Origin of the sequence: Myceligenerans indicum (assembly GCF_016742955.1) — a bacterium.
GTDB lineage: Bacteria > Actinomycetota > Actinomycetes > Actinomycetales > Cellulomonadaceae > Myceligenerans > Myceligenerans indicum.
Window position 1 is genome coordinate 1 of sequence record NZ_JABBYC010000110.1, and the last position, 2,364, is coordinate 2,364.

Genomic DNA, 2,364 nt, shown 5'->3' on the forward strand with positions numbered 1-2,364 from the left:
CCTTATCGTCGGCAGCGTCAGATGTGTATAAGAGACAGGGGGAGGACCACACCGTCGGGGCGTACGGCCGGGGCAGCTGCGGCTCGTGCGGCAGCGCCCCGGCCGTGGGCCGCGGGCCCTGGGGTGCCGGCGCCGGCTGCGGGGCGGGGAGCGCCGGAGTGGCGGCCACGCGCAGCTCCTGGTGGATCCGCCCGGCGAGGCTCGCGGCGATCGCGAAGCGGAGCGGGGCGAGGTTGTCCACCGCCATCGAGCCGGTCACGGCGGGCGGGGGGAGGAAGGCGAAGACCTCGTCGTCGGCCAGGGCCATGCCGCGGGCCTCGGCCTGGTGCAGCGTCTCCTCGAGCAGGTACTCGGCGCGTCCGTCGGCCGACCCCAGTTCCGCGAACATCTCGTCCATGCTGCCCCACCGGATCTCGAGCGTTCCCTCGACGGTGTCCAGGAACCACCATCCGGCGGGCGACTCGAGGAAGACGTCGCCGAAACAGGTCGCGAACCGGGGAACCTGATCCGTGACGCCGAGCCAGCCCCAGGAAGCGAGTGCGAAGTCGTAGGCGACGGGCGTGAACTCTCGGATCAGGTGCACGCCCTCGATGTTGCCATGATCACACTCTGAAAAAAAGGACTGCGACGGACATATCCGGTATGGCCGAACCCCTTTTACGAGAGCGTTACATGTTGGCGGGAGTCCACAGTGCGGGCGCGGGTGCGGGGATGGTAGAGCCGGCCCGGCGAGTCACGGACCGTCGAGCCGCATCGGCGGTACGACCACGCGCGGTGCCTCGCGCACCCACCAGGCCCCCGTCCGGGCCCGTTCGCCGCGGGTGGTGTAGCGGTAGCGCCAGGCGACGGCGCGGACCCAGCGCGGTCGGGCCCCGTCGAACGGGTCCGTGCGCAGCAGCCGGAGGGTCGGACCGTCCGCCTCCAGGAGGCGGCGCAGCAGCACGGTGAACCAGCCCGAGGCGTGGCCGAGCGGCAGGAACCACATCTGCCAGTCGAGCCGCAGGTGGTACGGCGCCCACTGCCGTGGCCGGCGGCCCGGGTCACCGGGCTTGCCGCGGAACTCGTACTCGCGCCACACGGGCTCGGCACCGGTGACCGCGTCCGCCGTCGCGGGATCGGCGGCATCGGTGCCCTCGACGACGATCTCGACCCGGCGCCGGGTCATGGACCCGAACGCCCCGTAGGCGTTGACGAGCCGGAACGGCTCGAAGGAGGCGTTCATCCGCTGGTGGCGGGAGGCGAGATTGAGCGCGGGGCGTACCGACAGCACGGCCAGCAGCACCATCGCGGCACTGATGACCACCACGTACGCCACGGGCACGACGCCGGTGCCCGTGGCGGGCGGGTCCGCGAGCCGCGTCACCGGGAGCCCCGTCCAGCCCAGCAGCCAGGTCCAGGTGCCGTCCGAGACGACGCCGAGCCCGAGGAGGATGGTGGCCCAGTTGAGCCATGCGAAGTTTCCGGTGACCACGAGCCAGCCCTGCGTCAGGACCACCACGATCCCCGCGACCGACGCGAACGGCTGCGGCAGGAGCAGCAGCCACGGCACGCCGAGCTGGGTGACGTGGTTCCCGGCCACCTCGACCCGGTGCCACCAGCGGGGCAGGTGGTGGGCGTGCCAGGAGAACGGGCCGGGCATGGGCTGGGTCTCGTGGTGGTAGTAGAGCGCCGTCAGGTTGCGCCAGGCGGGATCACCCCGCCACTTGATCAGGCCCGCGCCCAGCTCGATGCGGAACAGGAGCCAGCGCACCGCCAGGACGGTCAGCAGCGGGGTCGCCACACCCCCGTGGGACCCCCAGGCCCCGGGCGACCCGAGGAACGCGACGACGAAACCGGCCTCGCACAGCAGCGTCTCCCAGCCGTACCCGTAGAACAGCCCGCCGGCGTTCACGACGGACAGGTAGCCGAACCACAGCGCCACGAAGCAGAGCATCGGCACCCACCAGCTCCCGGCCTGCGGCAGCCCTGCGACCGCGGAGGCGCCCAGCAGGATCCCGCACCACGCGACCGCCGCGAGCAGCCGGTCGGAGTAGCCGGCGCGGAACAGGCTCGGCCCGTCACGCCACGTGGTGACGGCCAGGAGGCGGGGCGCGGGGGTGAGGCCGCGGGTCCCGCACAGCGGGCGGAACTGGCGCAGCACGCCCCAGAACGCGACCACGTAGAGCGCGCCGAACCCCCGCTGGAGCACCTGCCGCGCGACGTCGTAGTCGGTGGTGGTCCACCACGTCAGCCAGTCGGGCATGGCAGCACTCCTCGGGTGCGCTCGTCAGGACGCGGCGGCGAGCTCGTCCTCGTCGGCGAAGCGACGCCCGACGGCGGCCAGCCGCGCGATGAGTTCACGGGCGCTGTCTCTTATACACATCT

The 2,364-nt window shown here is 72.3% G+C and carries 2 protein-coding genes; both read right to left on the reverse strand.

From position 1 onward, the window contains the following. On the reverse strand, nucleotides 1–583 hold a 583-nt coding region (locus tag HGK34_RS22050), incomplete at its 3' end, for a T6SS immunity protein Tdi1 domain-containing protein (protein ID WP_201851542.1). A gap of 150 nt (nucleotides 584–733) precedes the next feature. Continuing rightward, nucleotides 734–2,242: a lipase maturation factor family protein gene (locus HGK34_RS22055; RefSeq protein ID WP_201851544.1), complete on the reverse strand. Its 1,509-nt coding sequence runs from the start codon at nucleotides 2,240–2,242 to the stop codon at nucleotides 734–736. Between the last annotated feature and the right edge of the window lie 122 nt (nucleotides 2,243–2,364).

Coding starts and splice junctions, on each gene's coding strand:
- HGK34_RS22055 (WP_201851544.1), bottom strand. CDS start 2,242: ATGCCCGACTGGCTGACGTGGTGGACCACCACCGACTACGACGTCGCG.